At 65.1% G+C, this 16,835-nt stretch carries 14 protein-coding genes and 1 tRNA gene; 7 read left to right on the top strand and 8 right to left on the bottom strand.

What is annotated here, in order from left to right:
* Positions 1 to 144 precede the first annotated feature (144 nt).
* The 3 genes from galT to ASF98_RS16885 are packed head-to-tail and all read left to right on the top strand — an operon-like array spanning position 145 to position 3,766.
* A complete protein-coding gene (galT, locus tag ASF98_RS16875) occupies positions 145 to 1,335 on the top strand; it encodes a galactose-1-phosphate uridylyltransferase (RefSeq protein ID WP_055804091.1) in 1,191 nt (396 codons plus the stop codon).
* Positions 1,332 to 2,507, top strand: a complete 1,176-nt coding sequence (gene galK / locus ASF98_RS16880) for a galactokinase (protein ID WP_055804094.1) — start codon at positions 1,332 to 1,334, stop codon at positions 2,505 to 2,507. Before galT ends, galK begins: the two co-directional genes overlap by 4 nt.
* 20 nt (positions 2,508 to 2,527) lie before the next feature.
* Positions 2,528 to 3,766, top strand: a complete 1,239-nt coding sequence (locus ASF98_RS16885) for an acetyl-CoA C-acetyltransferase (RefSeq protein WP_055804096.1) — start codon at positions 2,528 to 2,530, stop codon at positions 3,764 to 3,766.
* 98 nt (positions 3,767 to 3,864) lie between these two features.
* Here ASF98_RS16885 and ASF98_RS16890 read toward each other — a convergent pair whose 3' ends face one another.
* A complete protein-coding gene (locus tag ASF98_RS16890) occupies positions 3,865 to 4,761 on the bottom strand; it encodes a Bax inhibitor-1/YccA family protein (RefSeq protein ID WP_055804099.1) in 897 nt (298 codons plus the stop codon).
* A 506-nt stretch (positions 4,762 to 5,267) separates the two neighbouring features.
* Between ASF98_RS16890 and ASF98_RS16895 the strand changes: the two genes are divergently transcribed.
* From ASF98_RS16895 to ASF98_RS16910, 4 genes are read left to right on the top strand one after another with little or no spacing between them, the layout of a single operon-like run.
* Positions 5,268 to 6,551 carry a branched-chain amino acid ABC transporter permease gene (locus ASF98_RS16895; RefSeq protein WP_028270464.1) on the top strand — a complete coding sequence of 428 codons (1,284 nt, stop codon included), beginning with the start codon at positions 5,268 to 5,270 and terminating at the stop codon, positions 6,549 to 6,551.
* A gap of 9 nt (positions 6,552 to 6,560) precedes the next feature.
* Positions 6,561 to 7,529, top strand: a complete 969-nt coding sequence (locus tag ASF98_RS16900) for a branched-chain amino acid ABC transporter permease (protein ID WP_055804102.1) — start codon at positions 6,561 to 6,563, stop codon at positions 7,527 to 7,529.
* Positions 7,526 to 8,575 (top strand): ABC transporter ATP-binding protein, encoded by a 1,050-nt coding sequence (locus ASF98_RS16905; RefSeq protein ID WP_055804104.1) that lies wholly within the window; start codon positions 7,526 to 7,528, stop codon positions 8,573 to 8,575. Before ASF98_RS16900 ends, ASF98_RS16905 begins: the two co-directional genes overlap by 4 nt.
* Entirely contained in the window at positions 8,572 to 9,342 is a 771-nt protein-coding gene (locus ASF98_RS16910) for an ABC transporter ATP-binding protein (RefSeq protein WP_055804107.1), read from the top strand. The genes ASF98_RS16905 and ASF98_RS16910 overlap by 4 nt, the downstream gene beginning before the upstream one ends.
* Positions 9,343 to 9,531: 189 nt before the next feature.
* Here the strand turns inward: ASF98_RS16910 and ASF98_RS16915 are convergent, their stop codons facing one another.
* From ASF98_RS16915 to ASF98_RS16945, 7 genes are all read right to left on the bottom strand, one after another.
* Positions 9,532 to 10,881, bottom strand: coding sequence for an ABC transporter substrate-binding protein (locus tag ASF98_RS16915; RefSeq protein WP_055804108.1), 1,350 nt, complete (start codon positions 10,879 to 10,881; stop codon positions 9,532 to 9,534).
* Between the two features lie 170 nt (positions 10,882 to 11,051).
* Positions 11,052 to 11,125, bottom strand: a tRNA-Leu gene (locus ASF98_RS16920).
* Between the two features lie 20 nt (positions 11,126 to 11,145).
* Entirely contained in the window at positions 11,146 to 12,096 is a 951-nt protein-coding gene (locus ASF98_RS16925) for an N-acetyltransferase (RefSeq protein WP_055804112.1), read from the bottom strand.
* Positions 12,097 to 12,163: 67 nt separating this feature from the next.
* Positions 12,164 to 13,633 carry an NAD(P)/FAD-dependent oxidoreductase gene (locus ASF98_RS16930; protein WP_055804115.1) on the bottom strand — a complete coding sequence of 490 codons (1,470 nt, stop codon included), beginning with the start codon at positions 13,631 to 13,633 and terminating at the stop codon, positions 12,164 to 12,166.
* Positions 13,634 to 13,685: 52 nt separating this feature from the next.
* Positions 13,686 to 15,065 carry a S8 family serine peptidase gene (locus tag ASF98_RS16935; protein ID WP_235506058.1) on the bottom strand — a complete coding sequence of 460 codons (1,380 nt, stop codon included), beginning with the start codon at positions 15,063 to 15,065 and terminating at the stop codon, positions 13,686 to 13,688.
* Positions 15,066 to 15,112: 47 nt separating this feature from the next.
* Entirely contained in the window at positions 15,113 to 16,060 is a 948-nt protein-coding gene (locus ASF98_RS16940) for a Ppx/GppA phosphatase family protein (protein ID WP_055804121.1), read from the bottom strand.
* On the bottom strand, positions 16,057 to 16,743 hold the full coding sequence (locus ASF98_RS16945) for a DUF501 domain-containing protein (RefSeq protein ID WP_055804371.1): 687 nt from the start codon (positions 16,741 to 16,743) through the stop codon (positions 16,057 to 16,059). Before ASF98_RS16945 ends, ASF98_RS16940 begins: the two co-directional genes overlap by 4 nt.
* Positions 16,744 to 16,835: the final 92 nt, after the last annotated feature.

The following is a 16,835-nucleotide window of genomic DNA, read 5'->3' on the forward strand; positions in this document are numbered from 1 at the left end:
CCCACGGGCCATCTCAACGCATCTTGTTATCTTTTGTTCGAAACTATTTCTTTTTGATCGTTTTGTGGGAGAATTGAAGTGCCTGCTGCCGCGCCATACCCACGGCGTGGCTCCGATGGCCGCCGCTCGAAAAGGACTAGACGCATGACACACATCTCCAGCACCAACCTTGCCGATGGCCGGGAGCTGCTCTATTTCGATGACGCTACGGCAGATGCTGCCTCGGCGGACAATGCCGCGTCAGATAGTGCTCCGGCAGGACAAAACACGCGCCGGCCGGAGCAGAACCCCGACCTCCGCGAGCTGCCGGCCCGGAGCGAGCCGGGCGAAGTCAGGTTTGACGCCCTCACCGGCGAGTGGGTGGCCGTGGCTGCGCACCGCCAGGGCCGCACCCACCTCCCCCCGGCGGACCAGTGCCCCATCTGCCCCACAACACCCGCCAACCCCTCCGAGATCCCCGCGCCGGACTACGACGTCGTGGTGTTCGAGAACCGCTTCCCGTCGCTCGGGCCGGCGCTTGGACCGGTTCCCGGCAACGCAGGCTGGGGAACCACCGGAACGGCATTCGGCCGCTGTGAAGTGGTGTCGTTCACCCCCGAGCACACCGGTTCGTTCAGCGGGCTCAGCGAAGTCCGGGCACGCACTGTCGTCGAGGCCTGGGCGCACCGCACCGCCGCGTTGAACGATTTGCCCGGCATCCGGCAGGTCTTCCCGTTCGAGAACCGCGGCGCGGACATCGGTGTGACGCTCCACCACCCGCACGGCCAGATCTACGCGTACCCGTACGTCACGCCCCGCGCAGCTGTGATGGGTGCCGCCGCCCGCAAATATTTCGACGACGCCGACGGCCGGCAGACGCTGACCGGCTCACTGCTGCGGTCCGAACGTGAAGACGGCAGCCGCATGGTCCTCGAAGGCGAGAACTTCAGCGCCTACGTTCCGTTCGCCGCACGCTGGCCGTTGGAGGTGCACCTGGTCCCCCACCGCCAGGTGCCGGACCTCGCGGCGCTCAGCGGTGACGAGAAGGACGAACTGGCGCATGTATACCTGGACCTGCTCAAGCGGTTCGATGCGCTCTATCCGACGCCCACCCCGTACATTTCGGCCTGGCACCAGGCACCGCTCGATGACGTGCTGCGGCCGGCCAGCTACCTCCACCTCCAGCTGACCTCGCCGCGGCGGGCTGCGGATAAGCTCAAGTACCTGGCCGGTTCCGAAGCGGCCATGGGTGCTTTCATTAACGACACCACCCCGGAACTCGTGGCGGAGCGGTTGCGCACCGTCACGGTTCCCGCATCAGCCCTCAAGCCACTCCCGGAAGGCGCACACGCATGACCGCCCCACTCAGCCACGGCGACCTGAGCAGCAATGACCTCGAGACACGGTTCCGGGATGCCTTCGGCGCAGGTCCCGACGGCATCTGGCAGGCGCCCGGCCGCGTAAACCTGATCGGCGAGCACACCGACTACAACGACGGCTTCGTGCTCCCCTTCGCCATCGACAGGACGGCGCGGGTGGCTGTCCGGGTCAGGACCGATTCGACGCTCAGGCTTCTGTCCACCTACGGCGACCAGGGCATGACGACGGCGGACACCTCATCCTTGGCGGGCTCACAGGCCAAGGGCTGGACCAAGTACCCCCTCGGCGTTATCTGGGCACTCCAGGAGCGCGGCATCAACGTCCCGGGCCTTGACCTGCTGCTGGACTCCAACGTTCCCCTCGGCGCTGGGCTCTCCTCGTCCCACGCCATTGAGTGCGCCGTCATCTCAGCCCTCAACGAGCTGACCGGTGCAGGGCTGAAAGCAGAGGAAATGGTTCTGGCCACCCAGCGTGCCGAGAACGACTTCGTGGGAGCCCCCACGGGCATCATGGACCAGTCCGCCTCACTGCGCGGCGCCAAGGGCCATGCCGTTTTCCTCGATTGCCGGGACCAGAGTGTCCGACTGGTTCCGTTCGAGACCGAACCGGCCGGCCTTGTCCTGCTGGTGATCGACACCAAGGTTTCCCATTCACACGCCGACGGCGGCTATGCGTCGCGCCGGGATTCGTGCGAGCTCGGGGCCGAAGTACTGGGAGTCAAGGCCCTCCGCGATGTTGGCATCGAGGACCTGGACGAAGCCAGCGGCCTCCTGGATGAGGTCACGTTCCGCAGGGTCCGCCACGTGGTCACTGAGAACGACCGGGTCTTGCAGACTGTGGAACTCCTCGGTTCGGCCGGACCGGGCGCCATCGGGCCCCTTCTCGATGCCAGCCACCGTTCCATGCGGGACGACTTCGAGATTTCCTGCCCGGAACTGGACCTCGCGGTCGACACCTCCCGCGCGAGCGGTGCCATCGGAGCGCGCATGACGGGCGGCGGTTTTGGCGGCGCGGCGATTGCCCTGACGCCGGTGGCCGCCGAACAGCAGGTGCGCACCGCCGTCGAGCAGGCTTTCTCCCGCGCCGGGTACCGCAAGCCGGAGATCTTCACCGTTACCCCGGCGGCAGGGGCGATGCGGCTGGTTTAGCCCGGGCGTAGGCTGGGCGCATGTCAGAAGCAGTCATCGTTTCCACTGCCCGGAGCCCCATCGGACGCGCCTTCAAGGGGTCGTTGAAGGATGAGCGGCCGGATGACCTTGCCGCGGCGATGGTCACGGCAGCCCTGGACAAGATCCCGTCCTTCGACCCAAGTGGAGAGACTGGCGCCGGCCTGGACGACCTCTATCTTGGCTGCGCCGAACCCAGCGGCGAAGCGGGCTCCAATATGGCCAGGGTGGTCACCATCCTGGCCGGACTGGACAACGTCCCCGGTGCCACGATCAACAGGTTCTGCGCTTCCAGCCTGCAGACCATCCGGATGGCGTTCCACGCCATCAAGGCTGGCGAGGGAAACGCATTCGTCGCTGCCGGCGTCGAGTCCGTCTCCCGGTATCCGAACTGGACCGGTGCCGGGGAAACCGACGCCGGCACCCACAACCCGCTGTTCGAATCGGCACGCCGTCGCACCGAGGTACGGGCCGCGTCCAACACCCCGTGGACGGACCCGCGGCTCGGCGGGCGCATGCCCGACATCTACATTGCGATGGGACAGACCGGGGAAAATGTGGCCACAACGTACGGCATCAGCCGGGCCGAGCAGGATGAATGGGCGGTCCTGAGCCAGAACCGCGCTGAAGCGGCCGTGGCCTCGGGATTCTATCCGCGCGAAATCACGCCGTACACGCGCCGCGACGGCACCGTGGTGGAGCGGGACGACTCGCCGCGCGCCGGTGTCACCCTCGAAGGAGTGGCGGCGCTCCAGCCCGTCTTCCGCAGCGAGGGGACGGTAACCGCCGGCAACGCCTGCCCCCTGAACGACGGCGCCGCCGCGGTGGTGGTGATGAGCCATGACCGTGCCCGGGAGCTCGGGCTGGAGCCGCTGGCACGGATTGTGTCCACGGGCGTCAGCGCGCTCTCCCCCGAACTCATGGGCATGGGGCCGGTGGAGGCAACCCGCCGCGCACTGGCGCGGGCAGGCCTGGGCATCGGCGACATCGACCTCGTGGAACTCAACGAGGCGTTCGCCGTGCAGGTGGTGGCCAATGCCCGCGAACTCGGCATCGACCACGAACGGCTCAACGTCCACGGCGGGGCGATCGCTCTGGGGCATCCCTTCGGCATGACGGGCGCCCGCATGACCACAACGCTGCTCAACGGGCTCCGGGAGCGCGACGCATCGCTCGGGCTCGCGACCCTGTGCGTCGGCGGCGGCCAGGGCATGGCAGTGGTTTACGAGCGGCTCAGCTAAGCAGGACCCCGCCATAACGGAATGAGCCCCGCCGGGTAGCGGGGCTCATTCGGGGTTCAGCACGACTTAATGCACGACGGCGTGCGCCGTCCAGGGTCCTAGTCGTCGCCGCGGAGGATCGCCAGGAGGCGGATGATCTCCACGTACAGCCACACCAGGGTCACGGTCAGGCCGAACGCGGCGGTCCAGGAGAACCGCTCCGGTGCCCCGTTGCGGACGCCTTCCTCGATGCTGGTGAAGTCCATGATCAGCGAGAACGCGGCGAGGCCGATGGCCAGAACGCCGATCACCACGCCGATGATTCCGCTGCGCAGGCCGAACGGTTCCGTCGTCAGGCCTGTCAGCATCATGACGAGGTTCACCACGGAGAACAGGGCGTACCCGGCAATGGCGATCATAAAGAACTTCATGGCCTTGGGCGTTGCCCGGACCTTGCCACTCTTGAACAGGAGCAGCGTAACCGCAAATACGGACAGCGTCCCGACGACGGCCTGCAGGCCGACTCCGGGATACATGGTGTCGAGGACGCGGGTCAGGCCACCGAGGAACAGGCCCTCCAACGCGGCGTAGGCCAGGATCAGTGCCGGTGACGGCTGCTTCTTGAACGTGTTGACGAGGGCGAGCACAAAGCCGCCCAGTGCACCAACGATCATCAGCAGCGAGGCCAGCGACATGCTCACGAAGAGCGTGACCGCCGCGCCGGCAACCAGCACGCCGAGGCAGGCGGCGGTCTTGATGATGACGTCGTCGAACGTCATCCGTCCGGTTTCGGCCGGACCGGCTGCCGGCTGGTTGTACATCTGCTGCAGCTGGTCATGGGTCATGTTCTGCTGCTGGGCCATCCAGCCGCCCTGCGCATCCATGACCTGGCCGGGGGCGCGTCCCGGAGCCTGGCCGTAAGGGTTCTGGCCGTACTGAGCCTGCGGAACAGGCGGTGCCTGGGTGGCTCCACGGAAATTCTTTCCGTTGAAGATCGGGTTTCCGCCAAGTGCCATTGCGGGTGTCCTCCAAATAAAGGGGGTGGGTGGTGATCCTTATAGTTCAAGGTATCAATTCCCACGCCCGGAGGGCAGGGATAGTTCCCCCGTACCGCCAGCCGAAACGCAACCGTGACATAGGCTACTCCGGGCTGTGACGGAGCCCACGGGCCGTGAGTCGAGGCGACTGTTTAGGAATACTCAGAATCAACAAAAGTTTTCTTTAGCAGTTCTGCATTAATTCGAAGGTTTGGCTTCACGGTTGTTATCCGATCGCTATCTTAGGCGTCCTTGGACGAGGCTTCATTGGTCCCCGCTGGCTGTAACATAAGCCCAAGCAGGGTGACTGACATCACAAGGTATTCGGTTTAGCTACCGCATATTTGGCGCCACGACTACGTCCCCCGCACCGTTCGCAGTGGTTGTAAAGGCGCAACCCAGTCCACCCCCATGTGGAGGTTTTCATTTTGAGAAGCACAACGAGAGGCCTGTCGCACAGACGGCGCGGCGGATTGCTGAAGACGATGGGGGCCGTATTTGCCGCTGTCGTTGCAATTCTCCTCGTCGTTGCCCCGGCATCGCAGGCCACCACCCCCTCACCGACACCATCCCCGTCGAACCAGCAGTTCCAGAACAGCATCAGCGGCTTCCTTCGGGACGATGCACGTGCACCTATCGCTGACGTTACGATCACCGCCAAGAGCGGCGATTTCACCGGGACCGCAAAATCAGGCGCCAACGGCTCGTGGACCATCGGAGTTCCGGTCCAGGGCACTTACGAAGTGGAACTCGACGAATCCACTCTCCCCGAAGGCATCAAGCTCGCCGACGGCCAGGAAAATCCACGAAAGGTCACGTTCAGCCAGACATCCAACCTGTCAGTGATCTTCGCCTTTGGAAAAGGCATCGTGGTCCAGCAACAGGACTTCGGCCAGAACCTGCTCAACCGGCTCGTAGCCGGGCTTAGCTTCGGCCTTCTTCTGGCCTTGGCCTCGGTCGGACTCTCGTTGATCTTCGGAACAACCGGCCTCACCAACTTTGCCCATGGCGAAATGGTGACGTTCGGTGCGGTGCTGGTCTTCGCCTTCAATGCCATGAGCCTTCCGTTCTGGCTGGCGGTGGTCCTTGCCCTACTGGGCGGCGGCCTGTTCGGCTATGTCCAGGATGCCGGGCTGTGGAAGCCGCTGCGGCGCCGCGGGACCGGCCTGGTCCCCATGATGATCGTCAGCATCGGCCTTGCGCTGGCAGTCCGCTACGTCATTCAGTTCTACTTCGGCGGATCCACCCAGCAGCTGCCGTACGCCCAGAGCTCCGAGATCCAGATCGGCCCGGTGTCCATCTCGCCAAACAACCTGTGGTCGCTCGTCATCAGTGCCGTCGTGATCGCACTGATCGGGTTCATCCTGCTCAAGACCCGTCTTGGCAAGGCCACCCGTGCAGTAGCCGACAACCCCGCCCTCGCGGCAGCCTCCGGCATCGACGTGGACAACGTCATCCGGATTGTCTGGGTGGCCGGCGGCATGCTCGCCTCCCTCGGCGGCATCCTCTGGGCCTACTACCGGCCCGGCGTCACGTTCGACATGGGCTCACAGATCCTGCTGCTTATCTTCGCGGGTGTGACCCTGGGCGGCCTCGGCACCGTTTTCGGTGCACTGATCGGATCCATCATCGTCGGCATCTTCGTGGAGCTGACCACCGTGTTCGGCCTAGCCGCCGACCTCAAATATGTGGGAGCACTGTTCATCATGATTGTTGTCCTCTTGTTCCGGCCGCAGGGCATCCTGGGCCGACGCGAGCGCGTGGGTTAGGAGACAGCCATGGACTTGGGATTCATTTTTTCCAGCGCTGCCGGTGAACTGTTCAGCCCGACGACGGCGGCGTACGCGCTTGCCGCCCTCGGCCTCGCCGTTCACTTCGGCTACTCGGGCCTGCTGAACTTCGGGCAGGCCGGCTTCATGGCGGTAGGCGCCTACGGCTTCGCCATCTCCACGCTGACTTTCGGCGTGCCGTTCTTCGTCGGCCTGCTGATCGCCGTCATCTGCTCGGCGATCTTCGCGCTGCTCCTGGGTATCCCGACCCTGCGCCTGCGTGCCGACTACCTTGCCATCGTGACCATCGCGGCGGCGGAAATCGTCCGGTACATCGTCACCACCAACCAGCTGACGTCCGTCACCGGGTCGGCCAACGGCCTGGCCGCCTTCGAAGGCGGGTTCTATGCCATGAACCCGTTCCCGGACGGTTCCTACTTCGGCATGAACAACAGGGACTTCTTCATCCGCGTTGTGGGCTGGGGACTTGTGATCATCTGCTGCACCCTGGTGTGGCTCCTGATGCGGAGCCCGTGGGGACGCGTCCTCAAGGGTATCCGCGAAGACGAGAACGCCGTCCGCTCGCTGGGCAAGAACGTCTACGCCTACAAGATGCAGGCGCTGGTCATCGGCGGCGTCCTGGGCGCCCTCGCCGGCATGATCTTCACCCTTCCCCGCGGTGCAGTCCAGCCAGCCAACTACGGGACTGAACTGACGTTCTTCCTGTACACGTGCCTGCTGCTGGGCGGCCTCGGAACGGTGCTCGGCCCCGTCGTGGGCGCCATGATCTTCTGGGTGGTGCTTTCGCTCACCCAGGGCATCCTCTACGGCTTGATTGAATCCGGCGCTGTGACGTGGCTGAACACGGTCCAGGCCGGGCAGCTGCGTTACATCCTGGTGGGTGTCGCCCTGATGCTGCTGATGATCTTCCGGCCCCAGGGCGTCTTCGGCAACAAAAAGGAGTTGGCGTTCGCATGAGTGAGCAACATAATGTGCCAACAGCAAAAGGCACGGGTAGTACCGAAAACATCGATTACATGACGGACACCCGGCCGATCGCCGCCGGCGAAACAGCTCCGGGCTGCAAGAAGCGGGATCCGATCGTCGTCGCCGAAAACGTCACCCGCAGCTTCGGCGGCATCAACGCCGTCGACGTCGAATACCTTGAGATCCCCCGGCACAAAATCACTGCGCTGATCGGACCCAACGGCGCCGGCAAGACCACCCTGTTCAACCTGCTGACCGGCTTTGACACGCCGAACTCCGGCAAGTGGCAGTTTGAAGGCAACAGCCTCGCGGGCGTCTCCCCCTACAAGGTGGCCCGGATGGGCATGGTCCGCACCTTCCAGCTGACCAAGGTGATGGGCAAACTGACCGTCATGGAGAACATGCGGTTGGGCGGTTCGGAACAGCCCGGTGAGCGGCTCTCCAAGGCGCTGTTCAAGGGCATGTGGGGCGGCCGGGAAAAGGAAATCACAGCACAGGCGAACGTCCTGCTGGAGAAGTTCAAACTGGACGCGAAGAAGGACGACTACGCGGCGTCGTTGTCCGGCGGCCAGCGCAAGCTGCTCGAGATGGCGCGGTCGCTGATGGTCAGGCCCAAGCTTGTGATGCTGGACGAGCCCATGGCTGGCGTCAACCCCGCGCTGACCCAGTCACTCCTTGACCACATCAAGAACCTCAAAGCGGAAGGCATGACCGTGCTTTTCGTCGAGCACGATATGAACATGGTTCGCCACATCGCCGACTGGGTTGTGGTGATGGCCGAGGGCAAGATCGTTGCCGAAGGCCCGCCGGTTGAGGTCATGAAAAACCCGGCCGTGATCGATGCCTACCTGGGCGCCCACCACGACGTGGATCTGGGCGACGCTGAAGGCATCAAGGAACTGGCTGCCGAGCTCGTGGCCGACGAGGAGTCCATCGTGGGCACCGAGAACGCCGGCATCATCGCCGTCGACGTCATCGCCCCTGAAACGGACGCTGACACGGTGACGCCCGAAACCAGGAAGAAGGACACCGAATGAGCGCCACCAGTGCTGCCGCGGCCGCCACACCAGCCGCAGCGGATGAATCCGTCGTCAAGGTCACCGACCTGGTGGCGGGCTACCTCCCCGGCGTGAACATCCTCAACGGCTGCAGCATCGAGGCCCGCAAGGGTGAACTGATCGGCATCATCGGGCCCAACGGCGCCGGCAAGTCCACGCTCCTGAAGGCCATGTTCGGCCTGGTGAAAGTTCACTCAGGGTCCGTGGTGGTCCGGGGCCAGGACATCACCGGGCTCAAGGCCAACAAGCTCGTGTCCAAGGGTGTGGGCTTCGTCCCGCAGAACAACAACGTGTTCGCCACGTTGACCATCGAAGAGAACATGCAGATGGGCATGTTCCAGCGGCCCAAGGATTTCGCGGAACGGTTCGACTTCGTCACCAGCCTCTTCCCGGAGCTCGGCAAGCGACGCGCCCAGCGGGCCGGCTCGCTGTCCGGCGGTGAACGCCAGATGGTGGCGATGGGACGAGCGCTGATGATGGAACCCGCCGTGCTGCTGCTCGATGAGCCGTCGGCAGGCCTCTCCCCCGTCAAACAGGACGAAACCTTCCTGCGGGTCCACGAGATCAACCGGGCCGGCGTTTCAGTCATCATGGTGGAGCAGAACGCCCGCCGTTGCCTGCAGATCTGCGACCGTGCCTATGTGCTGGACCAAGGCAAGGACGCTTACACGGGCACCGGCCGGGAACTCATGAAGGACCCCAAGGTGATTCAGCTGTACCTCGGCACCCTGGCGGACGAGGTCTAAGCCGCCACCAGGAGCCGCAGAAGGGCCGTCACCGTCCGGTGGCGGCCCTTCTGCGTGCCCGGGCCGTGTGCTGCCTTCGCGGGGCGCTTGAAGGATGCTGAAGGAGGCTACCTAGGGCGCTCCCCGGGCAACAGAAAGCCCCCGTCCGGTTGGACGGGGGCTTTCGTGCTATCTAGGTTGAGTCGGCTTTTACAGCTTGCCGAATTCTTCCTTGGACGGCTTGTAGGTGTTGTCATCCTGGTACTCGTAGATGCCGATGTAAGCCTCCGTCGGGTCGCCTGCGTCGGAGAAGGTCACCGGACCGGACTGGCCGTCGTAGTCGATGTCCTTGCCGTTGCGGAGCAGTGTCACGCAGGATGCGAAGTCGGTGCACTTCTCCCCGGCTTCAGAGACTGCCTTGAGCTGCTTGGCGACGTCGGTGCCCTTGGTGCTCTTCGCGGCCTCGGCTGCCAGTGCAATCAGGTTGACGGCATCGTAGGACTCGCCAGCGTAGCTGTAGTCCTTCAGGGCCGGGTCAATGGCCAGCAGCTTCTTTTTGAAGTCGTCCTTGGCGAACGTGCCTGGGATGGTGCCCTGGGCGCCCTTCAGCGTGCCCGCCTGGAAGTCCTTGCTGTAGTCCGACGTGTTGCCGTCCACCAGGAACATCTGGGTTGCCTTGATGCCCTTGCCGGTCATCAGGGGGACGATGCTCTTGGCCTGGTCGAAGGTGATCAGGGCAATGGCGTCAGGCTTGGCTGCGATGACTTTATCCACCTGGCTGCTGAACTGCGAGTCGCCTTCGTTGAAGAGCTCCTCGGCAACGACCTTGCCGCCGGCGGCTTCGAACGCAGACTTGACGTTCTTTGCCAGGCCCGTGCCGTAGGCGTCGTTCAGGACGATCATGCCGACGGTCTGGGCACCACAGGTAGCCATGTAGTTGCCGAGCACCTTGCCCTGCAGCACATCCGAAGGAGCCGTGCGCCAGTAGAGGCCCTTGTCATCCCAGGTGGTGAAGTCAGGAGACGTGTTCGCAGGCGAGAACTGGATGACGCCGGCGCCCGTGATCTGGTTGATGACGGTTTTGGAAACGCCCGAGGAAGCAGCGCCGATGATGGCGCTGACACCGCTGCCAAGCAGCGCCGTGGTGGACTGGGTGGCGATGTCCGTCTTGGTGTCACCGGAGTCGCGGTGGATCACCTCGACGGGCTTGCCCAGTACGCCCCCTGCGTCATTGACTTCCTTGATGCCAAGGTTGACACCGGCAATTTCGGGCGGGCCGAGGAACGCCAGCGACCCCGTTGTCGGCAGGAGCGATCCAATCTTGAGGGGTGTGTCGGTTGTGGTGGTCGAGGCCGGAACCGAGCCGCCTGCGCCTGCTCCGGTGGTGGCACTGCCGCTGGCGCTCGGCGCCGGGCAGGCAATTCCGGATGCTGCGGGAGTGGTGGAGCCTGTCGAACTCGGGGTGGACGAGCCGCCACAAGCCGTAGCCAGAAGGGCGACGCCGATGCTAAGCGCTGTGAGCTTAGCGACACGCGGCGCCGCCTGGGGGAGTGAAATCATTGAGAGTCTCCTCGATCGAAAGGTGCGAACGGCCTTTGATGCGAATTACCAGGTGTACCTGATTTAGATTCAAGCTAGTGCAAATTCCCCGCGAACATAAGTGACTATGGTCACATCCTTATAACAGTCGTTGCATATGGGACACCACGGGGCATGGAAAAGAAAAGTTGTACCCCAGGTGGGACTCGAACCCACAACACGCGGATTTTAAGTCCGCTGCCTCTGCCAATTGGGCTACTGGGGCGCCCGGTCAATGGTATCCCGTCAGAGCCGCTCAAAGGGCGCGGCGTACCGGAACGTCCCGTGGATGCCTCCGGGCCAGACAGCGAGCGGGAGCACCTGGAACGAGTCCCCCCACTCGGCCGTCGGAGGGTCGATGCCCAGCGAGACCGACGGCACAAAGCCGAAACGGGAGTAGTACTCCGGGCCGCCCAGCAAAGCGATGCCCCTCTCCCCCGCGGCATTCGCGCGGGCCACGGTTTCCTGGATGAGGGCCGAACCGATGCCGTGCCGCTGCAACCGCGGCACCACGCCGATGGGGCCGAGGCCCAGCAGCTCAAGGTCCCCCACCCAGCCCCGGGTGCTGATCACGTGGCCCACGACTTCGCCGTTCTGTTCCGCAACGATGCTGAACTCAGGCAGGTACTCGTCACAGTCGAACAACTGCTTCAGCAACCCCACTTCCACCGGTTCGCCGTCCACGGGCAGCCCCGTTGCCGGCGACACCGAGAAAGCCGCCGCCGTGAGTTCCAGGATCGCCGGCCTGTCCGCCGACTGTTCGGTACGCAGGACGAGTGCGGGAGCGGGCGCGGGCTGGTCGGAGCTCTGGGCGGCAAGTTCGTGCAGTATTTCCAGGGCGCGGTCGGCGTCGGCCACCGGAACCAGGAGATGGTCGTGATGGAACCCGGCGAGGACGTTGCAGCTGATGCGGGCGTCGGTAAGCGCCGCGCTGACGGCCGCTGTCAGTCCGACAGCTTCAAGTGACGAATGCACCTGAAGCGTGATCCAGGCGGCTACAAAGTCGTAGCGCAGCTTCAGCCTGTCCGCTTCGGCCCGGGGCAGCACTACCGTGAGCCCTTCCGCTTCCCGGACGGCAGCTTCGATGCCCGGCACGAGGGGCCGGCCGTACGGCCACAGGACATATACATATTCCCCCTCGCGCAGCACGGGATGGATGGATGCCAGCAGGGTCCGGATGTCCTTTTCACCAGTCATTGAGCCATTAAACAACAGCGGCGGCCGTTCCCCGGGGGGAACGGCCGCCGCTGACGGAGTTGCGCAGCTACTTGGTGTCAGCCGAGACGGTCTGCTTCTGACCGCTGTTGCTGCCGGATTCGGCCGGCTTGTCAGCCGCCGGTGCGGCCGGAGCAGCAGCCGGCTTGGGCGCCGGAGCGGCTGCGGATACGAAGGCTCCGCGCGGGTTCTCCAGGTCGATCAGCTGGGTGGTGTCGCGGCCAACAAAGAAGCTCAGGATCCAGTTGAAAATCACGCGGAACTTGCGCTCGAACGTGGGCATGGCCATGCCGTGGTAACCACGGTGCGCCAGCCAGGCCAGCGGACCCTTGAGCCCGATGCGGCCCAGGAGGTTGATGTTGGCAACGCCCTTCCATTCGCCGAAGCCTGCAACGGCGCCCAGGTTCTTGTGCTTGTAGTCCTTGAGCTCCTTGTCCCAGCGGGAGGCCCACAGGTTCTTTGCGAGGCGCTTGGCCTGGCGAAGGGCGTGCTGCGCGTTCGGCACGCAGGTACCGTCGGGCAGGCCGCTGCCCGTGAGGTCCGGAACGGCGGCGATATCGCCGGCGGCCCAGGCGTTCTCAATAATGCCTTCGTCGCCTGCGACGCGCAGGTCCGGAAGAACGCGGACGCGTCCGCGCGGCTCCAGCGGGAAGTCGGTGGAGCGGACCATCGGGTTCGCCTGCACACCGGCAGTCCAGACAAGGGTGTCCGCCTCGAATTCCTGGGCGGGGGTTTTGTCCGGAAGGTTGATGAGCTTCAGGGAACCCTCGGCATTGTCCAGCGAGGTGTTCAGCAGGACCTCGATGCCTCGGCTGCGCAGGTGCTCCACAACCCAGTCGGCCTGCTTGGCCGTGACCTCGGGCATGATGCGGCCCATGGCTTCGACCAGGACGAAGCGGACTTCCTCCTGCTTGACGCGGGGGTTGTTCTTGACCGCCGCACGGGCGAGGTCTTCCATCTCGGTGATGCACTCGATGCCGGCGAAGCCGCCGCCAACCACCACGAAGGTGAGGGCACGGGCGCGCTCTGCGGGATCGGTGATGGTGGAACCGGCTTCAATCCGCTCGAGGACCTTGTTGCGCAGCGCAACGGCTTCCTCGATGGTCTTCAGGCCGATGCCCTTGTCCGCCAGGCCCTTGATGGGGAACGTGCGGGTGATGGCGCCTGCGGCCATGACGACGTCGAAATAGGGCACCTCAAAGTTCGGTCCGCCGTCGGACGGGGCAACCACGGCGGTCCGGTTGGCATGGTCGATCGAGGTGACGCGGCCCTGGATAAGTTCCGTCTGCTTCAGGTGCTGACGGTGCGAGACGACAGCGTGGCGCGCCTCGATGTTTCCGCCGGCAACTTCCGGCAGGAAGGGCTGGTAAGTCATGTAGGGCAGCGGATCAACGACGGTGACGATGCCACCGGCATTCGCGATCTTGTTCTGCAGTTTGAGGGCTACGTACAGGCCGACGTACCCGCCGCCGACGACGAGTACCCTGGGACGGTCCTGGAGCTGTGGGGTTGTTGCCATGACTCAAGAATACAGTAGTTTGTGAAAATCTTCACTAACTAAATCGTCGCCGTTACGTTCCGTTCGAGTCCACCTTGTCCAGTACCCCGGTCTCCGGCTCGTCGGGCACATTTCCGGGGTTCCTAGTGGCCCGCCGCAGCTGGAATGCGGCGCCCCCGATGATGCCCGCGAACAGCAGCCCGAAGCCGATGACCACCACGGCCGGCACGGCGCTGTCCAGCTGGGACGGCGCCTCAGCCACCGGTACCGTGGCCACGGGCAGTGTGGGAGGCGCGCTGGTGGGGCTGTCGGCGGGCTCTGCGGCGGGGGCGGTTGCGGCCGCCTCGCCCCGACGGTGGATCCTGATCCAGTCGGCCACGGTACCCAGCGGATTCACCTTCGTTTCGGGCACATCCTCCTTTAGCGCGGCTTCCGCGTTGAGCACGCCGAACCCGTAGATGGGGTCCTTGCCCGGCGCCCCGGCATCCTTGGCCGTGGTGACAATCCTGTTGATGACCTGACTGGCCGACATCTCCGGCCATTTGGAACGGATCAGCGCCGCCACGCCGGACACAATCGGTGTGGCGCCGGATGTGCCGGCCCATTCCGCATAGCCGTCCCCGGGCATCCCGCCGATCAGGTTTTCGGCCGGTGCGGCCACGCCAATGCTGATGCCCTGGGAGGACGAATCGATGCTGGCGGCACCCTCGCGGTTCAGGCCCGCCACGGTCAGGACGCCCGGGATGGTTGCCGGCGCTCCGACCTGGACGTTGCCGCCCACCCGGTTGCCCGCGGCGGCCACGATGACCACGTCCTTTTGCTCGGCATAGAGGAACGCTGCGTCCCAGCTCTGCGGCCATTCGGGCGAGGTGCTGCCCAGCGAAATGTTGATCACGCGCGCGCCGTTGTCCACGGCCCAGCGGACGGCCGCCGGAATCTGTTCCTGGTCGGTCTTCCCGCCGGGGTTCTGGGAACCAAGCCACGTGGACACTGACAGGATCTGCGCTTCCGGAGCCACGCCTACGATTCCGTCGGGGCCGGGTGCAGCAGTGGCGCCGGGTGCGGGGCTCGCCGTGGACTTCGGCGGCTGGTGCCCGCGGCCGGCCAGCATGGTTGCCACCAGTGTGCCGTGCTCAGGCTTCGAGCCGATGCTCTTCTGCCCGTCCGCGCTGCCTGCCCCGGAGGCGTCGCTCCCGCCCACCACGGCGCCCTTCAGATCGGGGTGCTTGGCATCCACGCCGCTGTCGATGACGGCAACTTTGACGTTGGCGCCCTTGGAAACCTCCCATGCCTTGGTGATGCCGGACTCGGCCAGCCAGTACTGCTTGTCCCGCCATGAATCCGCACGGGCTTCCGGTGCAGCGATCAGCGACGTCGCCAGGCTGCCTGTGGCCAGGGCAATTGCAGTCACGGCAGAGGCCATCCGGCCCCAGCGGGTTGTTGCTCTGGTCATTCGGGTCCAATCGGCTGTACGTGCGAAGTCATGAGCTGATGCCACGTCTAGCTGATGCTCAGGGCAATTCCGTCGAGAATATCGTGTTCGCTGGCGACAGCCGAAGTGATCCTTCCCTCCGTTACTTCAGCGAGGCGCTCCAGCACGCGCCGCCAGACCAGTCCGCCGGCACCGATGACGTCCACCCGGCCCGGATGCATGTAGGGAAGTCCGGCCCGTTCGGCCTTAGTCATCCCGAGCAGATCCGTGCACGCCTCGCCAAAAGCCTCAAGAGGCAGCTCCGCGCCGTGGATTGCCGCAGGCGAGTATTCCGGCAACCGGAGCGCGTGGGCCGTAATGGTGGTGACGGACCCCGCCACGCCGACGACGACGGTGGTGCGGTCCAGCGGAACGGCCAGTCCCGCCTCGCTGATGGCGGCGTCGACGTCGGCTTCCGCCGCAGTGACCTGCTCCGGCGACGGCGGGTCGTTGCGGAGGTGGCGTTCCGTCATCCGGACGCAGCCGACGTCAACGGACTTGGCGGCGATGACGCCGTTGGCGTCACCGAGCACGAATTCGGTGCTTCCACCGCCGAGATCCACCACAAGGACAGGGTCGGTGCCGCGGGACGGAAGTACACTGCTGGCACCGGCGAAGGACAGGGCAGCCTCTTCGTCGCCGGTAATCACTTCAGGTTCCACGCCGAGAATCTCGCGGATGCCGTCCACGAATACCTTGCGGTTGCTGGCGTCGCGCGTGGCGGAGGTGGCAACGAAGCGGACCTTCCCGGCCCCGTGTTCGCGGATGAGCGCGGCGTAGTCGGTAGTGGCTGCGAAGGTCCGGTCCAGGGCTTCCTGGGCCAGCTCTCCGGTTGCGTCCACGCCCTGGCCCAGCCGGACCACACGCATTTCGCGCACAACGTCGGTCAGCTTCGGGCTGCTCCCGTTCCCGGCCACGTCGGCGATCAGGAGCCGGATGGAATTGGTTCCGCAGTCGATGGCGGCAACGCGGGTCACTTGGCGGCCTCCGTGGAGTTGTCAGTTTGCTCTTCAGCGTAGTTCTCTTCAGCGTTCCGCTGCGTGTTGCGCGCGGGTGCCGGACGGCCCACGATCTCGGGCAGGCCCTGCGGCCCGTGCCGGCTGAGGTCCCGTGAGGGCGCTTCCCCGCCGGTGTCCCACGCGCCGTCGCAGTAGCAACGGTCCGCGGTCCACCATTCGCTGATGGCCTCGAGTGCTTCATCGCCCAGCGGATTGACTCCGGGACCGGCAGCAAGAGAATGGCCCACCAGGACATGAAGGCACTTGACCCGGGTGGGCATGCCGCCGGCAGAGATGCCGTCAATCTCGGGCACGGCGCCGATGCCGGACCGCTCGCCGATTTCCGCACGGGAAACCAGATACGCATCGTGGGCGGCACGGTAGCTGGCGGCGAGTCCGGAGTCCCCGGCCAGGCGTTCGTTCATCCGGTTCATCAGGCCGGCTGCCTCAAGGCGCGACACCGCGGATGTGATGACCGGGTGGGTCAGGTAGAACGTGGTGGGGAACGGGGTTCCGTTGCTGAGCCGCGGCGACGTCGCCGCGACCAAGGGGTTGCCGCAGACACAGCGGGCGGGAATTTCGACGACGTCGCGCACGGGACGCCCCAACTGGCGGCTCAGGACGTCCAGGTCGCGGGCGGACGGGTGGCTGTACCCGGGCACGGTCGAGGCCTCGTTTCTTGCCGGATGCCCGTCCGGAGCGTTGTCGCCTACTGCTTGCTGGTCCACTGGCGCGGCCGCCTTCCTGCCCTTGG

It is taken from the genome of Arthrobacter sp. Leaf337, assembly GCF_001423745.1.
Taxonomy (GTDB): domain Bacteria; phylum Actinomycetota; class Actinomycetes; order Actinomycetales; family Micrococcaceae; genus Arthrobacter.

What these genes read in the sequence shown, in the direction of transcription:
- galT (WP_055804091.1), top strand. Translation starts at nt 145, where the DNA reads ATGACACACATCTCCAGCACCAACCTTGCCGATGGCCGGGAGCTGCTC.
- galK (WP_055804094.1), top strand. Translation starts at nt 1,332, where the DNA reads ATGACCGCCCCACTCAGCCACGGCGACCTGAGCAGCAATGACCTCGAG.
- ASF98_RS16885 (WP_055804096.1), top strand. Translation starts at nt 2,528, where the DNA reads ATGTCAGAAGCAGTCATCGTTTCCACTGCCCGGAGCCCCATCGGACGC.
- ASF98_RS16890 (WP_055804099.1), bottom strand. Translation starts at nt 4,761, where the DNA reads ATGGCACTTGGCGGAAACCCGATCTTCAACGGAAAGAATTTCCGTGGA.
- ASF98_RS16895 (WP_028270464.1), top strand. Translation starts at nt 5,268, where the DNA reads ATGGGGGCCGTATTTGCCGCTGTCGTTGCAATTCTCCTCGTCGTTGCC.
- ASF98_RS16900 (WP_055804102.1), top strand. Translation starts at nt 6,561, where the DNA reads ATGGACTTGGGATTCATTTTTTCCAGCGCTGCCGGTGAACTGTTCAGC.
- ASF98_RS16905 (WP_055804104.1), top strand. Translation starts at nt 7,526, where the DNA reads ATGAGTGAGCAACATAATGTGCCAACAGCAAAAGGCACGGGTAGTACC.
- ASF98_RS16910 (WP_055804107.1), top strand. Translation starts at nt 8,572, where the DNA reads ATGAGCGCCACCAGTGCTGCCGCGGCCGCCACACCAGCCGCAGCGGAT.
- ASF98_RS16915 (WP_055804108.1), bottom strand. Translation starts at nt 10,881, where the DNA reads ATGATTTCACTCCCCCAGGCGGCGCCGCGTGTCGCTAAGCTCACAGCG.
- ASF98_RS16925 (WP_055804112.1), bottom strand. Translation starts at nt 12,096, where the DNA reads ATGACTGGTGAAAAGGACATCCGGACCCTGCTGGCATCCATCCATCCC.
- ASF98_RS16930 (WP_055804115.1), bottom strand. Translation starts at nt 13,633, where the DNA reads ATGGCAACAACCCCACAGCTCCAGGACCGTCCCAGGGTACTCGTCGTC.
- ASF98_RS16935 (WP_235506058.1), bottom strand. Translation starts at nt 15,065, where the DNA reads ATGACCAGAGCAACAACCCGCTGGGGCCGGATGGCCTCTGCCGTGACT.